Here is a 15,026-nt window from a genome sequence, read left to right as displayed (position 1 = left end):
GGGCAGGGAGCTCACTCGTCGCCGGGCCGCCGATCCCTGGGCGGCCCGGACTGCGGCGGCCTCGTCAGGCGCCGGTCTTGGCGGGCTCCGCGGGGGCGTCGGCCGGTGCGGCGTCGCCGACCGGAGCCGGGTTGGAGCGGACGGAGCGGATCGCGAACGGCACGGCGGCGGCGACCACGCACATCACGGCGGCCACCCAGAAGGCGTGCTGGTAGGCGTGCTCGGTCGGCAGCTGGATCGGGATCGGCAGGTGCTTGATGGTGTCGCCGGTGAGGATGGCGCCCATCACGGCGGTGCCGATCGCACCGCCGACGGTGCGCAGCACCGCGTTCATGCCGTTGGCGATGCCGCTCTGCTCGGCCGGGACCGCGCCGTTGATGTAGGCCGGCATGGCCGCGTAGGCCAGGCCCACGCCGAGGCCGAAGATCGCCGAGGCGAAGTAGATGTCACCCTCGGCGCTGTGCCGCACGGCCAGGTAGGCCATCGAGACGAAGCCGAGCAGGCCGCCCAGGACCAGCGGCAGGCGCGGGCCGCGACGGGCGATCAGCAGCGCGCCGACCGGGGCGGCGGCCATCGAGCCGAGCGCGGAGGGCAGCAGCATCACACCGGCGTGCAGCACGGTGGCGGTGAAGCCGTAGTGCGCGAGCTTGGCCGGGGTCTGGGCGAAGTTGCTGATCACCAGGAAGGAGCCGTACATGCCGAACCCGATCAGCAGGCCGGAGATGTTGGTGAAGGCGACCGCCGGACGGGCCATCATCTTCATGTCCACCAGCGGGTGGGCGACCTTGACCTCGATGATCCCCCAGATCAGCGCGACCACGGCGGCGACGGCGAACAGGCCCAGCGTCTTGTTGGAGGTCCAGCCCCACTCGTTGCCGCGGCTGACCGCGACCAGCAGGGCGGAGAGCCAGCCGGCCAGGGTGATCGCGCCCAGCGGGTCGGCGCCGCCGGCGCGGTCCACCACCGGGTCCTGCGGCACCCGCCAGACCACCAGGGCGACCGCGATCAGGCCGAAGACCAGGCCCATCCAGAAGATCGACTTGTAGTCCCAGTGCTCGAGCAGCAGACCGGTGGCGACCAGGCCCAGGCCGGAGCCGACGCCCATCGAGGCGGAGATGGCGGCCACGCCGCCGGTCACCTTGTGCCGCGGCAGCTCGTCGCGCACGATGCTGATCGCCAGCGGCAGAACACCGCCGCCGGCGCCCTGCAGCACCCGGGCCACCACCAGCAGGGTGAACGAGTGGGTGACCACGGCGAGCCCGGAGCCGAGCACCAGGCCCGCCAGCGAGATCAGCAGCATGGGCTTGCGGCCGCGCAGGTCGCCGAAGCGGCCCAGCAGCGGGGTGAGCACGGCGGCCGACAGCAGGTTGGCCGTCATCAGCCAGGTGATGTCGGACCCGGAGACGTTCAGTTCCTTGGCCAGCGAGGGCAGGATCGGCACCACGGCCGTCTGGATCACGCTGTAGGCCAGCATCGCCAGCACGAGGGCGGGCAGGACCCGGGCGCTGCTCACTTGCTCGGCCGTGGCGGCGGGCTTGGCTGCCTCACGCACGGATGGCTCCTTCTGGGACGGGCTGTGGCGGCCTGTCAGGCTGCTTCACGCCAGCGATAGTCAATGTGGTGAAGTAACCATGCCGAGAAGTGCTTGATATTGTCAAATATCGATGGCTGAAGCTTGATGGCACGCGACTGCCCCGGCTGCCGCGCGGTGCGCGGGCCGGGGCAGTGCCGCCGCAGCTCAGGCCGGAGTGTCGGCCCTGGCGGTGTGCGTCGGGACAGCCTGCGGCTGCATGTCGACGGGGTGGGCCGAGGTGGACTGCGTCGGGTCGGGCATGGTGCTGTCGTGGATCTCGACCTCCTCGCGGCGCAGCTCGTCGGTGATCACCTTCTCCTCGGTGTACCGCTCGACCACCAGGCGGACCCGCTCCAGCGGGGCCACGAACTTGCGCACCACCGGGCGCTCCTCGCGCAGCGTCACCTCCTCGGCGGCCTCGGCGATCTCCTGGGCGGAGAGTGCGGCCCGCTCCGCGTCGGAGACCGCGACCCGCTCCACCCGGACCCGCTCGCGGACCACCTGGACCCGGCGCTCGACCGGCTCGGTGACCACGTACTTGCGCATCCGGGCGGTGCCCAGCACGTGCCACTCGTTGGTGATCTCCAGCCGCTCCTCACGCAGCGTCAGCTCGATCGGGCCGGGCGGCGGCGTGGTGGCCGCGCTCTGCCCGGTGGCCGCCGCCGCGGCTGCCGGGGCCGTCCCGGTCGGGTGCACCGGGTCCGGGGCGGGCGGCGCCGGCGGGACCGGGGCCGGGTGCGGCTCGACCGGCTTGTCCAGCCCGATCGTCGTCGGGGCGGCGGCCGGGCTCGTCGTGGCGGGCCGGGTGGCGGTGGTGGTGGCCGAGGCGGCGGGCGCCACCGCACCGAAGTCCATGTCGCCGGGTGCCGCCTTGGCGTTGCCGTTGGTGCGGCCGGCGCCGGGCGAGTCCAGCCCGTAGTAGCGGTACAGCTGCAGCTCCTGCGCGGGGGACAGGTGCTGGCCGACCCCGAAGTCCGGCGACTCCTTGATCAGGGCCTTGTCGTAGGGCACGCGCAGTTCCTCGCCGGAGAACTCGCTCGTGGTGAGCGGGACGAAGGCGTCCCGCCCGAAGATTCCGGTCCGCACGGCCGCCCATTCGGGCTCTCCGGTCGCGTCGTCGAGGTAGACCTCGTCCACCGTGCCGATCTTGTCGCCGTTGCGGTCGACGGCCTTGTGCCCGATCAGGTCTCGGGGATCGATGTCGGTCTGCACGCTTTCCTCCTGGGGCTACTACCTTCGACTCACACCAAATGCCACGTACCGGACATCGGCCAGCCGGGGGCGTCCGTTGGGGCCAGGTCATCGCCCGTGTGGGGGAGTGCGATCGATCACCCGCCCGGTTCCGGACGGGCCCGCGCTGGTACCCTGGGCGCGACCGCCGAACCCGTTCGGGAGAGTCCCCACCCCTGCTGAACAGGGAGCGGGGCGCCGAAGGAGCAAACCCTCCCCGGAATCTCTCAGGCATCCGTACCGTGCGGGATAGGTCACTCTGGAAAGCAGGGCAGGACCGCCGGCGAGGGAGCCGGTGGCGACCACCCTCACCGACGGTGCAAGCCGGCGGGGCAGCCGCCCCGCGCGGGCGAAGCTCTCAGGTCCCGATGACAGAGGGGGAGGCCTGACGGGCTCGCCCGCCCCAAGGCCGTCCGCTCCCCCAGGCGGCCACGGCCCGGCGTGCGTGCCCCCGCCGGTCCGTGACCAGGAGGCCTCGACCACCATGACTGCCCAGCCGACCGCCGGTCGACCCAGCAGCACCGCGACCCTCGCCGAGCTCGAAGCGGCCAGCCCCTTCGAGTCGCGCCACATCGGCCCCGACGCCGATGCCCAGGAGAAGATGCTCGCCCAGGTGGGCTACACCTCGCTGGCCGAGCTCGCCACCGCCGCCGTCCCGGAGGCGATCCGCTCCATCACCGGCCTGGACCTGCCGGCCGGCCGCAGCGAGGCCCAGGTGCTCGCCGAGCTGCGTGAGCTGGCCGGGCGCAACACGGTCCTCACCCCGATGATCGGGCTGGGCTACTACGGCACCTTCACCCCGCCGGTGATCCTGCGCAACGTCATGGAGAACCCGGCCTGGTACACCGCCTACACGCCGTACCAGCCGGAGATCTCGCAGGGCCGGCTGGAGGCGCTGCTCAACTTCCAGACCCTGGTCTCCGACCTGACCGGCCTGCCCACCTCCGGCTCCTCGCTGCTGGACGAGGGCACCGCGGCCGCCGAGGCGATGGCGCTGGCCCGCCGGGTGACCAAGGTCAAGGACGGGGTCTTCCTGGTCGACGCGGACACGCTGCCGCAGACCATCGCGGTGATCAGGACCCGTGCGCTGCCGGTCGGCGTCGAGGTGGTCGTCGCCGACCTGTCCGCGGGCATCCCGGCCGAGATCGCCGAGGGCGGCGTCTTCGGTGTGCTGCTGCAGTACCCGGGCGCCTCCGGCGCGGTGCGCGACCTGACCCCGGTGATCGAGCAGGCGCACGGCCTGGGCGCCGTCGTCGCGGTCGCCGCCGACCTGCTGGCGCTGACCCTGCTGAAGTCCCCGGGCGAGCTGGGCGCCGACATCGCCTGCGGCACCTCGCAGCGCTTCGGCGTGCCGATGGGCTTCGGCGGCCCGCACGCCGGCTACCTCTCGGTGCGCGCCGAGTACGCCCGCTCGCTGCCCGGCCGGCTGGTCGGCGTCTCGGTGGACGCGGACGGCCACCGCGCCTACCGCCTGGCGCTGCAGACCCGCGAGCAGCACATCCGCCGCGAGAAGGCGACCAGCAACATCTGCACCGCCCAGGTGCTGCTGGCCGTGATGGCCTCGATGTACGCCGTCTACCACGGTCCGGACGGCCTGGCCGAGATCGCCCGCCGCACCCACCGCTACGCGGCCGCACTGGCCGAGGGCCTGCGGGCGGGCGGCATCGAGCTGGCGCACGGCGCGTTCTTCGACACCGTCACCGCCAAGGTGCCCGGCCGGGCCGCCGAGGTCGTGCTGGCCGCCCGCGGCGAGGGCGTCAACCTGTACCAGGTGGACGCCGACACCGTCTCGATCTCGTGCGACGAGACCACCACCCGCGAGCACCTGGCCGCCGTCTGGACCGCCTTCGGCGTGGTCGGCGCCGAGGTGGCCGAGAGCGCCGACACGCTGCCGGCCGCGCTGCTGCGTACCGACGAGTACCTGACGCACCCGGTCTTCCACAGCCACCGCTCGGAGACCGCGATGCTGCGCTACCTGCGCCGCCTCTCGGACCGGGACTACGCGCTGGACCGCGGCATGATCCCGCTCGGCTCCTGCACCATGAAGCTCAACGCCACCACCGAGATGGAGGCGGTCACCTGGCCCGAGTTCGGCCAGCTGCACCCCTTCGCCCCGATCGAGCAGGCCCAGGGCTACCTGACCCTGATCCGCCAGCTCGAGCAGCAGCTGGTCGAGGTGACCGGCTACGACGCGGTCTCCATCCAGCCCAACGCCGGTTCCCAGGGCGAGTTCGCCGGCCTGCTGGCCGTGCGCGCCTACCACCAGGCCAACGGCGACACCCAGCGCGACGTCTGCCTGATCCCGTCCTCCGCGCACGGCACCAACGCCGCCTCCGCGGTGATGGCGGGCATGCGGGTGGTCGTGGTGAAGACCCTGACCGACGGCGACGTGGACGTCGAGGACCTCAAGGCCAAGATCGAGCAGCACCGCGACCAGCTCTCGGTGCTGATGGTCACCTACCCCTCCACCCACGGCGTGTACGAGACCCAGATCACCGAGATCTGCGCCATGGTGCACGAGGCGGGCGGCCAGGTCTACGTGGACGGCGCCAACCTGAACGCCCTGGTCGGCCTGGCCAAGCCGGGCAAGTTCGGCGCGGACGTCTCGCACCTGAACCTGCACAAGACCTTCTGCATCCCGCACGGCGGCGGCGGCCCGGGCGTCGGCCCGGTGGCGGTGCGCGCCCACCTGGCGCCGTACCTGCCCAACCACCCGCTGCAGTCCGAGGCCGGCCCGGCCACCGGGGTGGGCCCGATCTCGGCCGCGCCCTGGGGCTCGGCGGCGATCCTGCCGATCTCCTGGGCGTACGTGCGCCTGATGGGCGGCGAGGGCCTCAAGCGCGCCACCCAGGTGGCGGTGCTGAACGCCAACTACATCGCCAAGCGGCTGGCCCCGCACTTCCCGGTGCTCTACACCGGCCCCGGCGGCCTGGTCGCGCACGAGTGCATCATCGACCTGCGCCCGCTCACCAAGGAGACGGGGGTGAGCGTGGACGACATCGCCAAGCGCCTGATCGACTACGGCTTCCACGCCCCGACCATGTCCTTCCCGGTGGCCGGCACGCTGATGATCGAGCCGACCGAGTCCGAGGACCTGCACGAGATCGACCGCTTCTGCGCGGCGATGATCGAGATCCGCGGCGAGATCGAGAAGGTCGGCTCCGGCGAGTGGGACCCGGCCGACAACCCGCTGAGCAACGCCCCGCACACCGCCTCGGCGCTGGCCGGCGACTGGGCGCACGGCTACTCGCGCCAGGAGGCGGTCTTCCCGGCGGGCGTCAACCCGGCGGACAAGTACTGGCCGCCGGTGAGCCGGATCGACGGCGCCTACGGCGACCGCCACCTGGTCTGCTCCTGCCCGCCGCTGGACGAGTACGGCGTCTGACGCTCTGACACCGGACTGACGAAGTCCCCGGCAGCCGCAGGCTGCCGGGGACTTCGTCAGGTGCGGGACCGTCAGGCGGCGATGACCAGTGAGCGGCGCGGGGCGATCACCCGACCGTCCGGCAGCAGCTCGCCGGTGTCGTCGAAGAGCAGTACCCCGTTGCAGAGCAGGCTCCAGCCCTGCTCGGGGTGACGGGCGACCACCACGGCCGCCTCACGGTCGGCGGACTCCGCCGACGGGCACTCAGGTCGGTGCTGGCACATCGTCGTACCTCGCTTCACTTGCGATCCACGCCCCCCGCAGCGGCACTCAGGTGTGAACCCGCGCATCTGTGGGTAGGAAGGTGGTCCTTCCACGCTGGGTCCCAGTGTCATCCCGTGCGGGCGCGAACGCACCGGTTTTGGTGACATGTGCCACAACTGAGATCCAGAGATCACCCATTCAGATGGCCGGTGCGGACCTGCGGGCACCGAAGGGGCCACCGGGCCGTGATCCGGCCGGGTGGCCCCGCGTAGTCGGAACGGGTGGTGCGTCGGAACGGGTGGTGCGTCGGAACGGGTGGTGCGTCGGAACGGGTGGTGCGTCCGAAGGGGTGAGCCGGAGGGCAGGCGGTCCTTCGGCCGGGCTCAGGCGAAGGCCGTCACTCTGGCCCGGGGCCGGGTCAGCCGGGCGAGCAGCTCCTCGGCCGGGTAGGCGTGGTGCGCGGCCACCCCGAGCGGGGCGGGGGCCAGCGGCAGCAGCAGGTCGGCCGCCGGATCGGCCTCCACGGCGTGCAGCCACAGGGCGGTGGCGTAGTGGTTCGGCATCGAGAGCAGCCGGGCCCGGTAGGTGGTGTGCGAGGGCTGCACCAGCTGGCGGGCCAGCTCCAGTGCACGCACCGTCGAGTCCAGGTACGGACCGGCCGTGAAGTGCGCGAAGCTGTGCCCCTCGCTGGACTTCACCAGCTCGGCGGCGGCCAGCACCAACCCGCCCTGTTGCAGCAGGAACCGCCAGCCTGTGCGGGGGGCCGCGGCCAGCGCGCGCGCCGTCGCCGTCCCCGGTGGCAGCTGGTGCACCGCGAGCGGGTGGGCAGGCAGCAGCGGGCCGGCGGTACTGCTCGGCGCCGCGATGCCGGCACCGCGCAGCGCGGTGTCCGAGCTCAGGGCGGCCAGTACCGCGCGCAGTGCGCTGGGCGGGGGCTGAGGGGTCTGCAAGGTCATGGCGGGTCGCCTCTCCGTGCGAGATCGGCGTGCGAAGGCGGCATACCGGCGTGGCGCGACAGGGCCGGGTCCGGTTGGGCGTGATCGCGGGGCTGGGCGCGCGGGCGGACCCCGCGGTGGGCAGCCGACCGGCCAGGACGGCGTCGTCCAGGCCGGGGTGGGTGCCGCGCGGAGCCACTCGAACAAGTGCGCAGGGTGACCTGTTTATCACCTTCCGTCGCGCGGGGCAAGTCGGGGTCCGGATGAAAGATCGTCAGTTCCCTTGTGCCGCAAGGCATTACCGGGCATCGGGTATCGATCTTCCGGCTGGGCATGATGCAGGGCACGGTGGAGACGGCCGAAGGGGGTAATCCATGGGGGAGAAGGTCATCGCGACCCGCGCGGAGCTGGCGGACCGCCAGCAGTACCGGCGCAAGTTGCAGGCCTGTCAGGAGGCGCTGGAGCGGATGCTCCGGGACGGGCGCTTCGACCGCCCCCGGGCCCGGATCGGGCTGGAGATCGAGCTCAACCTGGCCGACGAGCAGGGCCGGCCGGTGCTCGGCAACGAGCGGGTGCTGGACGCCATCGCCTGCCAGGACTTCCAGACCGAGCTCGGCCAGTTCAACATCGAGGTCAACGTCGCCCCGCACCGGCTCAGCGGCCACGTCTTCGAGGAGCTGCGCGAGGAGCTGGACACCGGGCTGCGCTACGCCGACCGGCGGGCCGAGGAGGCCGGTGCCCGGATCGTCATGGTCGGGGTGCTGCCGACCCTGGACCTGGCGCACACCGGGCTGGACGCGATGAGCCGCAACAACCGCTACACCCTGCTCAGCGACCAGATCCTGGCCGCCCGCGGCGAGGACATCGCGCTGGACATCGAGGGTGTGGAGCACCTGCAGCTGGACTCGGTGAGCATGGTGGCCGAGGCCGCCGCCACCTCGCTGCAGCTGCACCTGCAGGTCACCCCCGACCGGTTCGCCCCGGTCTGGAACGCGGCCCAGGCGATCTCCGCCGCCCAGGTCGCGCTCGGCGCCAACTCGCCGTTCCTGTTCGGCCGCGAGCTGTGGCGCGAGACCCGGCCGGTGCTCTTCCAGCAGGCCTGCGACACCCGCTCGGCCGAGCTCAAGGCGCAGGGCGTGCGCCCGATCACCTGGTTCGGCGAGCGCTGGGTGGACTCGGTGACCGAGCTGTTCGCGGAGAACCTGCGCTACTTCCCGGCGCTGCTGCCGATCTGCGACGACGAGGACCCGGCCAAGGTGCTGGCCTCGGGCGGGATACCGCGGCTGGGCGAGATGCGGCTGCACAACGGCACCGTCTACCGGTGGAACCGCCCGGTCTACGACGTGGCCGACGGGATCCCGCACCTGCGGGTGGAGAACCGCTGCCTGCCGGCCGGCCCGACGGTGGCCGACACGCTGGCCAACGCCGCCTTCTACTACGGGCTGGTCCGGGCGCTGGCCGAGCAGCCTCGGCCGGTCTGGACCAGGCTGCCGTTCGAGCGGGCCGACGAGAACTTCCACACCGCCTGCCGGTACGGCATCGACGCCTCGCTGACCTGGGTGCGCCAGGGCCGTGGCGCCCGCGGTGCGCTGACCGAGCTGCCGGCCGTCGACCTGGTGCTCGGCGAGCTGCTGCCGCTGGCCTACCAGGGCCTGGACGAGTGGGGCGTGCAGCCCGCCGACCGGGACCGCTACCTGGGCATCATCGAGCAGCGCTGCCTGCGCCGCACCAACGGCGCGGGCTGGCAGGCGGCCACCGTGCACCAGCTGCGCGAGCGGTACGGGATGGACCGGGCGACCGCACTGGCCACCATGACCCGCCGGTACATGGAGCTGTCGCGGGCCGGCGAGCCGGTGCACAGCTGGCCGGTGGGCTGACGCGCCGCTGCTCAGCGGCCTTGGTACCGGTCTGAGCAGCATTTCGGTGTGACAAGATGATCCGCCATGACGATGGCACAGCCCGCGCAGCCCGAGACCGTCCTGCTGCCCGGCGACCGGCGGCGTCGGCTGTACGGCGCCGAACTGCTCATCGTGCTCGGCCTCTCGCTCGGGGCCAGCGGCGTGTACGCGCTGATCAGCTTCGTCGACTCGCTCACCACGGCGAAGGCGCTGTCCGAGCAGACCGTCTCGCTGAACGCCTCGGCGGCGCCCGGACGGCCCTGGCTGGACCTGGCCTACCAGCTCTACTACGTGGCCAAGGGCCTGATGCCGGTGGCGCTGGTCGGCTACCTGCTGGTGCGCGAGGGCACCGCGCTGCGGGTGCTCGGCTTCGACCTGCGGGACAAGCTGCGCGACCTGGGCCGCGGCACGGCGGTGGCGGCGGTGATCGGCGGCAGCGGGCTGGCGCTCTACTTCGGCTCCAAGGCGGCCGGGTTCAACCTCCACGTGGCGCCCTCCGGGCTGCCCGACGTCTGGTGGCGGATCCCGGTGCTGGTGCTCTCCGCCTGCCAGAACGCGGTGCTGGAGGAGGTGGTGGTGCTCGGCTACCTGGTCCGCCGGCTGGACCAGCGCGGCTGGACGGCCGCGGCGGTGCTGGTCACCAGCGCCGTGGTGCGCGGTTCGTACCACCTGTACCAGGGGGTCGGGGGACTGGTCGGCAACATGGTGATGGGTGCGGTCTTCGTGCTGCTGTACCGGCGCTGGGGCCGGGTGATGCCGCTGGTGGCCGCGCACGCGCTGATCGACACGGTGGCCTTCGTCGGGTACGCGCTGCTCAAGCCGCACGTCGGCTGGCTCTGACCCGCCGCCGTGCCGGTGGCCCGGACCGGACGGTCCGGGCCACCGGTGCCGAGCCCACCGATCAGGCCCGAGCGCCGACCGACTCCTGCAACTGGGCGTAGGGCGCCAGTTTGCGCAGCGACTCGATGTTCTTCAGCAGCGACTCCTTGGTCTCGTGCGCGTCGCCGACCACGACGACCGTGCCGTTGCTGGCCTTGAGGCGGAAGCGGTGCATCCCGTCCGCATCGGTGTAGAGCTCGAACTTGCCTGCCATGGCAGTGCTCACCTCTCGTCTGGATGGCCCCCACGAACGAAACGTAGGGTCAGATCCCCGGGCACGCAGGTCAGCTGACCCATCCGGGTAGCCCGCCGGGCGGGGTGGTCCGCTACGCTCGTGCTCCTTCCGAGCAGCGAGCAGGAGTGCGCCCATGCGGCTGAGGAGACGGTGGCGGGCCCTGGTGGCGGGCGCGGCGCTGGCGTGTGCGGCGACCGGCTGCGGCGGGAGCACCGATGCCTACGTGTCGTTGCAGAACGCGATGAAGTCACACATCACCACCGCGGACCACCGGCCGGTCGGCTCGGTCTCCCGCACCCCGCACGTGCACGACACGACGCGCGGGGCCACCGCCCACCTGAGCTGCCTGGTGGTCTTCACCGACGGGACCTCCTACACCGCCGCGGCGACCATCCACAACCAGAACGACGGCGGCCGGCACAACATGCCGGACAGCTACAGCTGGGACAGCCCGCCGCCGCACTAGCTGATCGGGCGGATGAGGGCCGTGTCGAAGAGGTCGAAGGCGCGCGGCAGCGGCCCCTCGTCGTGGTGGTGCAGGGCGGACCAGAACAGGTCTCCGGGCAGTGCGGTGCGGGCCGCGTAGACCCGGTAGGCGTAGCGGCGGCCGTCCACGCCGGCCAGCTCGACCAGCCAGCAGCCCTCCGGCAGCGAATCTGACGTGCCGTCAAAAATGGTGCAGTGCGGTGGCCGTGGCAACGGGTCTCCCTCCCGGGACGGCGGGCCTCTCCTGAACTGACCGCCATGATGCCGGGAAGGTTGTGCGCCGGGGGCAAGTTCAGCCCAACGGGGGGAGCCGGCTCGAACAGCCGGTCAGGCGGTGGCCTCGGCGCGCACCGCCCGGGCCGGCTCGGGCGCCCCGCAGCGGGCCAGCCGGCGCACCTCCGGCACCACCAGCACCAGCAGCGACAGCAGCGTCATCGCTGCGGCACAGGCCCACAGGGCACCGTCCAGGCCGAGCCCGCCGGCCAGCGGGGCGGCGACCGCGGTGCCGACCGGGGCCAGCGCCACCGAGCCGCACCAGTCGTAGGCGGCCACCCGGGAGAAGGAGGCGGCCGGGACCTCCTGCTGCAGCGCCATCGTCCAGCTGACCCCGTAGACGGTGCCGCCGATCCCGGAGGCGAACATCGCCACACCCAGCACGGCCAGCGGGGCGCCGGCCGCCAGCACCGCGGCCGGCAGCCCGAAGGCGAGGATGCCGAAGGTGCCGGCCAGCAGCAGCCGGCGCGGCTGCCAACGGACCATCAGCAGGCCGCCGGCCACCAGCCCGGCGCCCATCACCGCGTTCACCATGCCCCACGGGCGCGGACCGCCCAGGCGCAGGTCGGCCACGATCGGGCCGAGCACCGACTCGGCGGCCACCAGCGCGGCGTTCACCACGCTGTACTGCACCACTACCGCCCAGAGCCACCGCCGCGAGGTGAACTCCCGCCAGCCGACCCGCAGATCGGCCACCATCCCGGGTCCGGGCAGCGCGCTTCCGGCCGGCGCGCGCAGCAGCGCGCGCAGCGCGGCCGCCGCGGTCAGCGCCACCGCGTCCAGCCCGAGCACCCAGCCCGGACCGACCGCCGCCACCAGGGTGCCGCCGAGCGCGGCGCCGACGATCTGCGAGGAGTTGAGCGCGGTGCGGAACAGGGCGAAGGCCCGCCCGGCCTGCTCCTGGTCCACGGACTCCATCAGCATGCCTTCGGCGGCCGGCGCGAAGAAGGCCAGCGCGATCCCGTTGGCCGCCGACAGCAGCACGATCTCCCACAGCCGCGCCGCACCGGTCACCACCAGCACCGCGAGCAGCGCCTGGGAGAGCGCGTTGCCCAGGTTGGCGGCCACCATCACCCGGTGCCGGGGCAGCCGGTCCGCCAGCGCGCCGCCGATCAGCAGGAAGAGCACGGTGGCGGCCAGCCGCGCGCCGGTGACCGAGCCGATCTCGCCGGGCCCGCCGCCGATCCGCAGCACCGCGAAGGCGGTGGCGATCGGTGCGCCCGCGTTGCCGAGGCCACTGATCACGGTGGCGGCGGTCTGGAGCTGGTAGCTGCGGCCGCCCCGGGGTAGGCGGGGGGCGCGGTCCTCGGTTCGGTTCGGCATTCGCCCGACTATGACGGTGGCATGGGTGGCAGCTGTCCTGACCGGTGCGCGGGACAGGTTTGGGGAGCTACCCCGGTACGGGTGGACCAAACCCGTCAGGGGTGGCGAAGCCGGGTCAGCCCAGGTGGCCGTGGAGGAAGCTGAGGGTGCGTCGCCAGGCGATGCGGGCCTGGAGCGGGTCGTAGGTGCCCAGCAGGTTCTCGTCGTTCATGAAGGCGTGGCCGGCCGGGTAGAAGTGCAGCTCGGGCCGCCGGTCGGTGGCCTCGCCGATCCGGATCGCCGCCTCGTCCACCGCCGCCGGCGGCAGCCCGTGGTCGCGCTCGGCGAAGTGGCCCAGCACGTGCGCCGTCAGGCCCCGGTAGTCGTAGTCGGGTTCGCGCGGCAGGCCGTAGAACGGGACCACGGCGGCCACCTTGTCGCCCTCCTGGGCGGCCAGCCGCAGCGCGAAGCCGCCGCCCATGCAGAAGCCGACCACCGCGACCGCGTCGCCGACCACCGCCGGGTGCGCGAGCAGGAAGTCGACCGCGCCGCGCAGGTCGCGCACCGCGCCGTCGACCGGCAGCTCGGCGAGCAACCGGGCGGCCTCGGTGCGGTCGTGGGTGGTGGTGCCGCCGTACAGGTCGGGCGCCAGGGCCAGGTACCCCTCGGCCGCGAACCGGTCCACCAGTGACCTGACGTGGTTGGTCAGCCCCCACCACTCCTGCACCACCAGCAGTCCCGGTCCGTGCCCCTGGGGCGGCAGCGCCAGGTAGCCGTGCGCCTGGCCCCCGTTGCTGGGGAAGGTGACGTTCTGCGCGGCGGATTCGGCCATCGGGCATCTCCTGGGAAGCCGCGAGCGCAGCGGTGGGGTGCCGCGCCGGCGGGACCGGGCGGCCCGCGGGGACGATGGTAGGGGCTGCGTACCCGGCGCCCGGTCAGTTGCCGGACCGGGCAGCCGCCATGTCGCCCGTCCGGGCCAAGCGCGGGCCTCAGCCCATCTCCTCCAGCGCCTTGCCCCGGGTCTCCTTGATGCAGAAGACCACGAACGGGATGGAGAGCAGCGCGAAGCAGGCGTAGATCACGTAGGTGGCCGACAGGTTCCAGTCGGAGAGGTTGGGGAAGGTCACGGTGATCGCCCAGTTGGCGATCCACTGGGCCGAGGCGGCGACCGACAGGGCCAGCGCGCGGATCCGGTTGGGGAACATCTCGCCGAGCAGCACCCAGACCACCACGCCCCAGGAGAAGGCGAAGCAGAGCACGAAGACGTGCGCGGCCACCAGCGCCACGGTGCCCTGCAGGTTGGGCAGGGTCGCCGAGGTGCCGGTGCCGGAGCGGTAGGAGAAGGCCCAGGCGGCGGTGGCCAGCGCCACCGCCATGCCGATCGAGCCGGCCACCGCCAGCGGCTTGCGGCCGATCCGGTCCACCAGCGCCATCGCGATCACGGTGCCGATCACGTTGACGATCGAGGTGGAGAGGCTGATCAGCAGCGAGTTGCTCTCGTTGATGCCGACCGACTGCCACAGCACCGAGGAGTAGTAGAAGATCACGTTGATGCCGACGAACTGCTGGAAGACCGAGGCCCCGATGCCGACCCAGACGATCGGCAGCAGCCCGAACCGACCGCCCGTCAGGTCCGTGAGCCTGGGCTTGTGCTCGCTCTTCAGCACGCCGCGGATCTGCGCCACCCGGGCGTCCAGGTCGGTGCCCGGGCCCTCCACGTCGGCGAGCACCGTGCGGGCCTGCTGTTCGCGGCCGGTGGCGATCAGGTGGCGCGGCGACTCCGGGATGGCCAGCGCCATCACCCCGTAGACCAGTGCGGGCACCGCCTCCACGCCGAGCATCCACTGCCAGGCCTGGACGCCGCCGAGGTGGTTGGTGGACTCGCCGCCGGCCGCGCTGTTGAGCGCCCAGTTGGCCAGCTGGGAGACGGTGATGCCGAGCACGATGGCCATCTGCTGGAAGGAGGCCAGCCGGCCGCGGTAGGCGGTCGGCGCCACCTCGGCGATGTAGGTGGGCGCGATCACCGAGGCGATGCCGATGGCCACCCCGCCCAGCACCCGCCACAGCGCCAGCACCTGGATGCTGGGCGGGAACATCGAGCCCACCCCGCTGATCGCGAACAGCACCGCGGCCAGCAGCATGGTGCGCACCCGGCCCATCCGGTCGGCCAGCTGACCGGCCACCACGGCGCCGGCCGCCGAGCCGAGCAGCGCGATCGCCACCACGAAGGCGGTCTCGCCGCTGCCGACCTGGAAGTGCTTCTGGATGCCGGTGACCGCTCCGTTGATCACCGCGCTGTCGTAGCCGAACAGGAAGCCGCCCATGGCGGCGGCGGCCGAGATGAAGACAACGTGGCCGAGCAGGGCGTGCGTGTCGGCCTGCGTCGGTGGGGCGGTACTGGACACGGGCGGCTCCCGTCACAAAGTGGGCATGGTCCTGGCCATCAGACCAGCAGTCTGCCCGATTTCCGCGAAATAACAGCGGTATGTCGCCTCGGGTGCACCGGGCAGCCGACGTCGGCGCACCTGGGCCAGGAGCGCGGCCTCCCTCGAAGCGGACCGCGCCGTCGTAGCCGCCGATGACAAGG

13 protein-coding genes and 1 riboswitch are annotated in these 15,026 nt (G+C 72.6%); of the genes, 4 read left to right on the top strand and 9 right to left on the bottom strand.

Going from position 1 to position 15,026, the window contains the following annotated elements:
• Positions 1–64: 64 nt before the first annotated feature.
• Complete coding sequence (locus C7C46_RS23600) at positions 65–1,552, bottom strand: MFS transporter (protein ID WP_110671901.1); 1,488 nt, start codon at positions 1,550–1,552, stop codon at positions 65–67.
• A gap of 186 nt (positions 1,553–1,738) precedes the next feature.
• Positions 1,739–2,785 (bottom strand): PRC and DUF2382 domain-containing protein, encoded by a 1,047-nt coding sequence (locus C7C46_RS23595; protein WP_110671900.1) that lies wholly within the window; start codon positions 2,783–2,785, stop codon positions 1,739–1,741.
• 167 nt (positions 2,786–2,952) lie between these two features.
• Positions 2,953–3,056, top strand: a riboswitch (glycine riboswitch).
• 231 nt (positions 3,057–3,287) lie between these two features.
• Between C7C46_RS23595 and gcvP the strand changes: the two genes are divergently transcribed.
• Complete coding sequence (gene gcvP / locus C7C46_RS23590) at positions 3,288–6,188, top strand: aminomethyl-transferring glycine dehydrogenase (RefSeq protein ID WP_110671899.1); 2,901 nt, start codon at positions 3,288–3,290, stop codon at positions 6,186–6,188.
• Positions 6,189–6,259: 71 nt separating this feature from the next.
• Here gcvP and C7C46_RS23585 read toward each other — a convergent pair whose 3' ends face one another.
• Together C7C46_RS23585 and C7C46_RS23580 are read right to left on the bottom strand one after the other, a co-directional pair.
• Positions 6,260–6,451, bottom strand: coding sequence for a DUF5999 family protein (locus C7C46_RS23585; protein WP_110671898.1), 192 nt, complete (start codon positions 6,449–6,451; stop codon positions 6,260–6,262).
• A 363-nt stretch (positions 6,452–6,814) separates the two neighbouring features.
• A complete protein-coding gene (locus tag C7C46_RS23580) occupies positions 6,815–7,387 on the bottom strand; it encodes a hypothetical protein (RefSeq protein WP_110671897.1) in 573 nt (190 codons plus the stop codon).
• A gap of 353 nt (positions 7,388–7,740) precedes the next feature.
• On the opposite strand from C7C46_RS23580, the gene C7C46_RS23575 reads away from it, so the two are divergent.
• Together C7C46_RS23575 and C7C46_RS23570 are read left to right on the top strand one after the other, a co-directional pair.
• Positions 7,741–9,243, top strand: a complete 1,503-nt coding sequence (locus tag C7C46_RS23575) for a glutamate-cysteine ligase family protein (RefSeq protein ID WP_110671896.1) — start codon at positions 7,741–7,743, stop codon at positions 9,241–9,243.
• A gap of 66 nt (positions 9,244–9,309) precedes the next feature.
• Positions 9,310–10,104: a CPBP family intramembrane glutamic endopeptidase gene (locus C7C46_RS23570; protein ID WP_110671895.1), complete on the top strand. Its 795-nt coding sequence runs from the start codon at positions 9,310–9,312 to the stop codon at positions 10,102–10,104.
• Between the two features lie 61 nt (positions 10,105–10,165).
• Here C7C46_RS23570 and C7C46_RS23565 read toward each other — a convergent pair whose 3' ends face one another.
• Entirely contained in the window at positions 10,166–10,357 is a 192-nt protein-coding gene (locus C7C46_RS23565; protein ID WP_110671894.1) for a YegP family protein, read from the bottom strand.
• A 154-nt stretch (positions 10,358–10,511) separates the two neighbouring features.
• Between C7C46_RS23565 and C7C46_RS23560 the strand changes: the two genes are divergently transcribed.
• Complete coding sequence (locus C7C46_RS23560; protein ID WP_110671893.1) at positions 10,512–10,844, top strand: hypothetical protein; 333 nt, start codon at positions 10,512–10,514, stop codon at positions 10,842–10,844.
• Here C7C46_RS23560 and C7C46_RS23555 read toward each other — a convergent pair.
• The 4 genes from C7C46_RS23555 to C7C46_RS23540 all read right to left on the bottom strand — a co-directional run bounded on the left by C7C46_RS23555 (position 10,841) and on the right by C7C46_RS23540 (position 14,844).
• The gene (locus C7C46_RS23555; protein WP_425470110.1) at positions 10,841–11,077 is read right to left on the bottom strand and encodes a hypothetical protein; all 237 of its coding nucleotides are present in this window, start codon (positions 11,075–11,077) and stop codon (positions 10,841–10,843) included. The two genes, C7C46_RS23560 and C7C46_RS23555, sit on opposite strands and share 4 nt — an antisense overlap.
• 114 nt (positions 11,078–11,191) lie before the next feature.
• Positions 11,192–12,460 carry an MFS transporter gene (locus C7C46_RS23550; RefSeq protein ID WP_110671892.1) on the bottom strand — a complete coding sequence of 423 codons (1,269 nt, stop codon included), beginning with the start codon at positions 12,458–12,460 and terminating at the stop codon, positions 11,192–11,194.
• A 115-nt stretch (positions 12,461–12,575) separates the two neighbouring features.
• Complete coding sequence (locus C7C46_RS23545; protein ID WP_110671891.1) at positions 12,576–13,271, bottom strand: dienelactone hydrolase family protein; 696 nt, start codon at positions 13,269–13,271, stop codon at positions 12,576–12,578.
• Positions 13,272–13,428: 157 nt separating this feature from the next.
• Entirely contained in the window at positions 13,429–14,844 is a 1,416-nt protein-coding gene (locus C7C46_RS23540) for a sugar porter family MFS transporter (RefSeq protein WP_110671890.1), read from the bottom strand.
• Between the last annotated feature and the right edge of the window lie 182 nt (positions 14,845–15,026).

This window comes from Streptomyces tateyamensis (assembly GCF_003205575.1).
Taxonomy (GTDB): Bacteria; Actinomycetota; Actinomycetes; order Streptomycetales; family Streptomycetaceae; genus Kitasatospora; species Kitasatospora tateyamensis.
Note: the sequence above shows the minus strand (reverse complement) of the source record. Positions and strands in the feature narration are given on the sequence as shown.